Below are 8143 nucleotides of genomic sequence, written 5' to 3' on the forward strand. Positions count from 1 at the left end.
ATTGTTAGGTTTACCTTTAAAACCTGAAGAGGGTTTCTTGCATGAAGATTTTCCAAAAAATAGTGAAGAAAAAACAAAAGTATTAATGGGTTCTTACTTTAAGAAATATTTTCAAGTTGGGGATACAATTAATAATCAATATACAATTATAGGCTTTTTACCAGAGAATAAATTTATCGTAGATAATAATACAACGAACGTTTATTTGAAGTTGGATTACGCAATGATAATGCCTATGTCATCTGATAGATATGAAAATTATGAAGGAATGTTTTTAAGACTGCATCAAAGTACAGTTTTGCATTTACGAAAAGATGCTGATGTAAAGGAACTAGAAGAATCAATTCAACTTAAAGGAAATGGCGGTACGTTTCATTTGAAAAATTTAGGTGATGAAATAAATATAGATGTTACCCTTAACAGCTATTCTGAAATACCTCAACTTATAGTAGGAATCTTATTCATTCTATTCTCGATCGTCGGAATGGTAGTAACAACCATCGTTTCTATCTTGATGAGAAAGAGGGAATTTGGTATAAAAATAGTTTTTGGCGAAAGTAAATTTGGAATGTTTATTCAAATTGTTTTAGAAAACATTATTGTAGCAATAGCTGGCTTAGGAATATCAATAGCTTACTTTTCATGGCGATATGGGAAGCTGCTGCAAATGTCAAAGGATTTTAAAGCAGTATCGGCATTAGACTTTAAATTGGACATGCCTATATTATTTTTAGTATTTCTTTTCTTATTATTGATCATCATTGTCTCGAATGTAATTGTCTTCTTGTTTATTAGAAAGCTTGAACCGAAAACATTAATAGGAGGGATGGAATAATGAGTTTGATTGTGCTAAAAGATATTAAAAAGGTGTATAGTAACAAGAATTATAAAACGTTTGCGCTAAATGGTATAAATTTAACGATAAACAAAGGTGAAATCATCGCTGTAATGGGGCGATCAGGATCAGGAAAAAGTACACTATTAAATGTTATAGGGTTAATTGATATGCCAAATGAGGGAGAATATATATTAAATGGAAAACCATTAAATGAAATTAGAGCAAATAAAGTTCATAAAACAAGAAATGAAATGATTGGATTTATTTTTCAATATTTTGCACTGTTAAAAGAACATACTGTACTGGATAATGTAGCACTACCACTAACGTATAGAAAGCTAAAGCAACGTGAAAGAGAAAATAAGGCGAAGTTCTATTTAGAAAAAGTAGGTTTAAAAGAACATATGCATAAAACACCAGACGAGTTATCAGGTGGACAACAGCAGCGAGTCGCAATAGCAAGAGCGTTAGTAGGTGAACCAGAATTAATATTGGCAGATGAACCGACCGGAAATTTAGATAGAAAAACAGGAGAAGAAATTATGAATCTACTATTACAACTGAATGAGGAAGGACGAACAATTATTATTGTAACGCATGATATTGAAGTGGCGAATAAGTGTAATAGAATTATTGAGTTAGTTGATGGGGAAGTTGTGCGGAGTTAAATGATATTAATAAGGGAATATATATTAACTAAAATACATCGCAATCTGGCGATGTATTTTTTTATTAGAACAGTATATTAATTCGATTCTTATTGTAACAAAGTAGGATTAATAATGATGGTAGAACGTGGGTTGTTCCTTCTTTAGAAATGTTTATGAAGTGGTGGGGGAGTGGAAAGATAACAATTTAAACATAGTATGAAGAAAAAACGCCTTGTTACTAAAGAAACAAGGCATTTTTCGTATGTAAATCTACCACTCAATCGGTTCTTCCCCGTACATCTCCCACAGTCTAGGAAACATCTTTTTCAATCCTTCTTCGTCATCTTCATTCCAGTCAAACTCAATATCTATCTCGTCGAATTCTTGATTAGATAAGACATGATAAAGTGTAAAGTAAGTATCATCTTCATCCCCGGTTTTTTCTGCATATACAGTGAAACCGAAATATAAAGAAAGTTCTTCAATGTTTGGAACGTCATACTCGCTCAGATTTTCTAACACAGGAATTAACAGTTCTGGATCTTCAATACACGCTTCATAAACTTCTTTTCCTTGGAACAATAACCATCCACGGAAGTAATCAAAAGAATCATCCGAACAACCACCCATAATAATATAGGCCGCTGCCCATAAACGAGACGTATAGGAAGCTTTTAATATACGATGCATATGCGTATCAAAAGCTACAATTTCATGTACTGTACGTTTAGCAAGGTGAGAAGTAAGCCATTCTAGTTGTTCTTCTTGGTCCTCACCTTTCGATTTTGCACGATTAAGTAGTTCCCAAAATTTTTCTTCTGTTATCGTTTTTTCTTTTATGTAATCTTCCCCAGGGCACGGGTCTGTATATCCTTTTTTTCGTTTGGAAGCGATTAGTTTGTTAGCTTCTTTTATACATTCTTCTGCTGTTTCAAACTTTTTCGCTTTCACACTACCAGCTGTGCCAATTTTTCCGTAAAACACAACATAGTCTCTATCTTTCACAACGATTTTCCAAAACTTATTTGATTTCTCAGTCTGCTGGATTAATAACGTTTCCATTCGTACCCCCATATTGCTTTTCTAGTGTGCAATGTGATTGTAACATATGCATATTTACTTGTAATGACAAATCAAGTGTATCGAGTTTTTGAAAAAATCAAAAATCATTGAACGGAATAGAAAAATTTAGTAATCTTATTTGTACAGCACATACATAATAGTTTTGTAATGATTCAATATTTAAATAAAATATAGGGGGAAATCGGTGTGGATCTTACGTTTAAAGTAGAGGAAACATGTTTTAATTACCGAGTCGGAGCAATTTGTAAACAGGATAATAAAATACTCATTCTGCAAGGTGACGGTGAAGATTTTTGGTATGTACCGGGTGGACGCGTGAAAATGCTAGAAAATAGTGAAGATGCGTTAAAACGAGAGCTTGCAGAAGAACTAGCTGTTCCAATTGAAGTAAAGAGGTTAATATGGTCAGTAGAAAATTTCTTTACACTTTCTGAGCGAAAGTTTCATGAAATTAGCTTTTACTATGAAGTAGAGCTGCATGAATTACCCGCGAATGGAGCCGACCAATATATTCTGAATGAAGAGGGTAGAACATATATGTTTAAGTGGGTGCCGGTAGAAGAGTTAGATGCATATAACTTACAGCCAGCGTTTATAAAAGAGAAAGTAAAGGCTGTATCAGTTCATACAGAACATATCGTTTTACAAAAGTAAACATGTCCGGAGGGGGAAAACGGTGAAGGGGACTAAAAAAGAGATACATATAGATGATAAAGTCATTCGTTACACACATATCGAAAAAGGTGCTAATACAATTTGTTTTATGTTCTCAGGTTCAGGCTACAATTATGATAAACCGTTATTCTATTATGCAACGATGCTTATGCTTGAAAATAAAATAGATGTAGTACATATTCATTATTCCTACGATGGACAATTAATGGAAAAACCAATGGAAGAAATAACGAAAGTAATGATGGATGATATTAATCCTGTCATTATTGAAGTGCTAAAAAGTGGGCAATATAGCAATTCAATGTTTTTAGGAAAATCACTCGGAACAATCCCGATTGCAAATGACTTAATGAAGAGAGAAGAATACGTACAGTCAAAGATGTTATTACTTACACCTTTACTGACGTTTGATGCGATTTTTGATTCCATCTTACATAGTCATCATGAAGGGCTATTAGTTATTGGAGACAAAGATCATCAATACAATGCAAATCAAATGGATCAATTAGAACAATCCAAGTTAAAGATTGAAATTGTCAAAAATGCAAACCATTCTTTAAATGTTGGGGAATTTGAAACAGAGAATTCGATTGAAGCTATAGCGAAAGTAATAGAAAAACTGGAAGAAACAATTAAAGTTTAAATGAATAATAATTATTAAAATACATGCAGAAGAGGTGCTTATTGCACCTCTTTTTTATGTTCAAATTTTAATTCCTATGAAGCCAAGTCAGCATTAAATAGGAATATTACTTTTCTTTTTCCTATAAAAAGCGGATAACAATTTTTAATAGTAGTTATTACAATTTAAATACGAAAAATTCAGAAAAGTTTTTAGAAACTTAGGAGGAGGTAATTGAAAGCGTTTACTGATGTTGAAATACAAGAAAGGGAAAATTCCCATATAAGGAGGCTATTAAGATGAAATCGATTAACCCGATGAATGTGATAGACGAGAGTCGTATTCATTCCATGCATATTTGGTTAATATTTTGGTTATTTATCGTAATTGCATTTGATGGATATGATGCTGTTATTTATGGAGCAACAGTACCTTCGCTTATTAAAGAGTGGGGAATATCGGATGTTACAGCAGGGGCAATTGGTAGTTATACAGCTATAGGAACGGCAATTGGTGCAGCTTTCTTTGGTTTATTAGCTGATAAAATAGGTCGTAAAAATATCATACTAGTAACTACAATCTTATTTAGTCTATTTACATGTCTATCTGGTTTTGCGAACGGTCCTGTAATGTTTGCGATTTTCCGTGTTATCGCAGGTATAGGGCTTGGCGGAGTTATGCCGAATGTAATTGCTATAGCAACAGAATTCTCGCCGAAACGAGTTCGAACTGCAATCGTATCTTTTATTTTTTGCGGATATTCAGTTGGAGCAATGGCAGCGGCACTTACAAGTCGTTCCCTTCTTATGACAGCAGGATGGGAGCCCGTTTTTTGGTTAGCAGGAATTCCGTTATTGTTTATCCCGTTTTTAATGAGAAGCATTCCAGAGTCTGTTGGTTTTCTTTTAATGAAAGGAAAAATAGAAGAAGCTAAAAAAGTAATAGCTAAGGTAAATCCACAATTAAGTAAAGATGTGGCAATTGAATTTATAAAACCATCAACTAAAGAAGCAGGATCTCCTGTTGTTAAGTTATTTGAGGAAAAGCGTGCCGTAAGTACAATTATGTTTTGGATTTCATGTTTTAGTGCTTTCATACTCATTTACTCTATGAGTACATGGTTACCAAGGCTTATGATGCAGTCAGGATACGATCTTAAATCAAGTCTCTCATTTACAGCTGTCATGCAAATTGGAGCTATTGTTGGAACACTCATTTTCGGTCCAATAGTAGATAAAATCGGATTTAAAAAGGTACTTGTCCCATTATTTTTCTGTGGAGCAATTGCGCTATCACTCATCGGCTTTGTAAACAATATGTTTTTGGGATTTTTGTTAATTTCAGTGATTGGTGCTGCTTCTGTCGGACTTCAAAATATGTCAAATGCATTCGTTTCTCAATATTATCCTAGTAATATGCGCTCAACAGCAGTAGGAAGTACAATGGCCTTTGGGCGTCTTGGAGGTGTGGTAGCTCCGACTTTGGTAGGTATTCTTCTTTCCATGCATTTATTGCCTCAATATAATTTTGCGGCAATTGCGACTGCTGCTGTAATCGGTGGTATAGCATTGTTATTTGTTAAGGAAGAACATGGGATTTATTATAAAGAGAAAAAAGAGATTGCTAGTGGAAATAACAATGTAACTACAGCAAAATAGTGAATGATCAATCCCGGGGATACATTTCTTCGGGATTTAAAAATGTTTAGTTAATAATTAGAATATTTACTTTTATTTTATGTAACGTTTCTTATACAATAGATAGAAAAGATGAAATGGGGGATGGGGCGTGTCTAGTAATAAGAGAGAGAGATTAATGAAAAGAATAGAATATCATTTGCGAAATACATCACGGCAGCTTATTAAAATCGATACGGAAGAAGAGGCGCTTCAGTATTTAACTCATTCTTTTTGCTCAGAATTACATTGTGATTTCGTAGCTGTCATTTTTAATGAAGGAGGACAGTTTTTGCCAAAAGCATGGAGCGGGAGTTTAACTTCTTTAGCTTCAGCGTTTCCTCTTCATGCTGATGAATGTTCTTCCAAACTACAATATCAAAGCATAACGGACCAAACGGCAGATTTACCAGAAGTGTGTCTTCTATCTGAAACATTGCAAAGTGCTGGAGTGGAGACTTGGTTTACTGTTCCATTAAAAGATGATATCCAACATTTTGGATTTTGTATTGTCGCCTTTTTAAGTCATGTCCCGCTTTTAGATATGGAAATATCATTTGAAGAGTTCGGAAAAGATATAGCAGTGGCCATAGCTGTCGCAAGGCAAAAAGAGTCGCAGTTGAAAAAGATTGAAGGCTTTGGATGGATTAGCAAAAATCTGTCACTAGATGTGCCGTTAGAAAAGCATGTATATGAAGTAACTTCTAAAGCGGGAATTGAAACAAATTCGAATTTTGCATGTGTTTACCTTTATAACGAGACTGAAAACTGTTTTGTTTTTCAACCACCATCATATGGAGAAATGAGAAGGCCATACAAAATTATGATTGAGGATAAATATGTATTAAAAGAGCACTTTCCATTTTTTGAAACGATTGGTGGTGAACAGTTTACTGCCCCAATCATTATTGATATGAAACCGATTGGGGTATTACATGTTGAAAAGAAATGTGAAGGGGTTTTTACGGAAGCAGATTCAAAATCACTTGAAATGATTGCAAATCATTTGGCCACTATATTAGATAATGCAAGATTATATAATGGCGAGAAAGAACATAAGCAACGTCTTCATTTTCTATTAGACTATCAGCAAGCTTTATTAAAAGAAACGGTCGATGATAATAATTTTGAAGGTATTACAACAATGCTTGGTAGTCTGTTTCAAGATACAGTATTTATTTTTGATAGATTTATGCAACCAATAGCATCTAATGATGAAAATGATAGTCACTTAGCAGACCATTTAGCTGAACTAACAAGAGAAGAACGTAAAAAGCAAAGATTTACTGATACTTTCCAAATTAATGATCCGGATAATAGTGAGTATTGTTTTTCGTTTTGGATTATTAATGGGGGCGGTAATTTTTTAGGATATTTAGCAGTACGAAGATCTAGCGGGGGGATGGATGAATTTGATCAATTAACGGTTGATTTAGCCCGAAATATATGCTCCATCCAGTTTATTAAACAAAAGCTCGTTCTAGATACGAAAGAACAGATGAAAGACAGCTTTATTAGTAAATTATTAACTGAAAAAATTGAGGATCGAGATAACATTTTGCAATATGCCAACTTGTATCAATGGAACCTTTTCAAAAAACATCGAATCGCTGTAGTATCAATTTCACTCGATGAGAAAGAATTAAAGAAAGGAAACTTACTCGAACAACAAGCGAAAAAGTCACTTATATGGGACTTGATTAAGAACCGTCTTCCAGAACTCGGGACAGGCATTTTAGCAGTTTCTCATAATGATGAACAACTTTTAATTGTTCCTATTGAAAACCAGAAAAAGGGCGCTGATACATTTTGGGCATCGATGTTTTATAGCATCGGAAAATGGATAAGCTCATCGCCTATAGGTTGTCGTGTTTTATTAGGGATTGGTGGTGCTACAAAACAGTTGGAAGACTATTATATTAGTTATCAGCAAGCTATACAGACTTTAAATATTTTAGATAGTCGCTTTCGCAAACAGGGGTTTGCACTATTTGAAGATCTAGGATCGTATGCCATTTTACATCATTTAAATCATTCAACAGCCGTAGACCTTTTTATAAAAAAACAAATCGGTCCGCTAATTGAATATTCAGAAGGGAAGAATATTGATTTATATAATACATTACATGTCTTCTTACAAAACAATGGAAATGTAAAAAGTGCTGCAGAAGAACTGTTTATTCATCGAAGTTCTCTCTTGTACAGATTAGAAAAAATTGAGTCACTCATTTCAGTTGATTTAAATCATGCGGAAGTGAGATTTAATTTAATGATGGCGTTAAAGCTTTATGATATGCATGGAGAAGTAGTAGGGTAATAGAAGTTTATATCTTCATTGATGTTCTATTTTGATAAAAAGAGATTTCTCTATAAAACGAAACCTCTTTTTATTTTTTATATAATTGTTTTTCAAAACTTGTTACACTATATAGGTATATAAAGGAATTATAGATTTGAAGGTGATTGGATGAAGAAATATAAAATAGGAGAAGTAGGAAAGGAATTTGGAGTTTCAATAGATGCTTTACGGTTTTATGAAAAGAAAGGATTCCTAAAACCACAAAAAGATAAAGAGAATGGTTTTAGATTTTATACATAC

Annotated in this window: 8 protein-coding genes and 1 pseudogene; 8 read left to right on the plus strand and 1 reads right to left on the minus strand. The window is 33.5% G+C overall.

From position 1 onward, the window contains the following. The 3 genes and pseudogenes from V7038_RS11250 to V7038_RS11260 all read left to right on the plus strand — a co-directional run. Window positions 1-835, plus strand: an 835-nt coding sequence (locus tag V7038_RS11250; RefSeq protein ID WP_335470233.1) for an ABC transporter permease, incomplete at its 5' end; no start/stop codon positions are given. Then, a complete protein-coding gene (locus tag V7038_RS11255; protein WP_002110579.1) occupies window positions 835-1506 on the plus strand; it encodes an ABC transporter ATP-binding protein in 672 nt (223 codons plus the stop codon). The genes V7038_RS11250 and V7038_RS11255, both read left to right, overlap by 1 nt. A gap of 113 nt (window positions 1507-1619) precedes the next feature. Further along, a pseudogene (locus V7038_RS11260) lies at window positions 1620-1697 on the plus strand (SMI1/KNR4 family protein); the annotation flags it as partial. 61 nt (window positions 1698-1758) lie between these two features. Here V7038_RS11260 and V7038_RS11265 read toward each other — a convergent pair. Then, window positions 1759-2550, minus strand: a complete 792-nt coding sequence (locus tag V7038_RS11265) for a DUF4240 domain-containing protein (RefSeq protein WP_335470235.1) — start codon at window positions 2548-2550, stop codon at window positions 1759-1761. A 207-nt stretch (window positions 2551-2757) separates the two neighbouring features. On the opposite strand from V7038_RS11265, the gene V7038_RS11270 reads away from it, so the two are divergent. From V7038_RS11270 to V7038_RS11290, 5 genes are all read left to right on the plus strand, one after another. Beyond that, complete coding sequence (locus V7038_RS11270) at window positions 2758-3225, plus strand: NUDIX hydrolase (protein ID WP_335470237.1); 468 nt, start codon at window positions 2758-2760, stop codon at window positions 3223-3225. A 22-nt stretch (window positions 3226-3247) separates the two neighbouring features. Then, on the plus strand, window positions 3248-3889 hold the full coding sequence (locus V7038_RS11275; protein WP_070146678.1) for an alpha/beta hydrolase: 642 nt from the start codon (window positions 3248-3250) through the stop codon (window positions 3887-3889). 278 nt (window positions 3890-4167) lie between these two features. Continuing rightward, window positions 4168-5526: an MFS transporter gene (locus tag V7038_RS11280; RefSeq protein ID WP_335470239.1), complete on the plus strand. Its 1359-nt coding sequence runs from the start codon at window positions 4168-4170 to the stop codon at window positions 5524-5526. A gap of 130 nt (window positions 5527-5656) precedes the next feature. Continuing rightward, window positions 5657-7861 carry a helix-turn-helix domain-containing protein gene (locus V7038_RS11285; protein ID WP_335470241.1) on the plus strand — a complete coding sequence of 735 codons (2205 nt, stop codon included), beginning with the start codon at window positions 5657-5659 and terminating at the stop codon, window positions 7859-7861. 150 nt (window positions 7862-8011) lie between these two features. Beyond that, window positions 8012-8143 (plus strand): MerR family transcriptional regulator (locus tag V7038_RS11290; RefSeq protein WP_335470277.1); only part of this gene is annotated, 132 nt, incomplete at its 3' end.

The organism is Bacillus sp. JJ783, assembly GCF_036963225.1.
Classification (GTDB): domain Bacteria; phylum Bacillota; class Bacilli; order Bacillales; family Bacillaceae_G; genus Bacillus_A; species Bacillus_A cereus_U.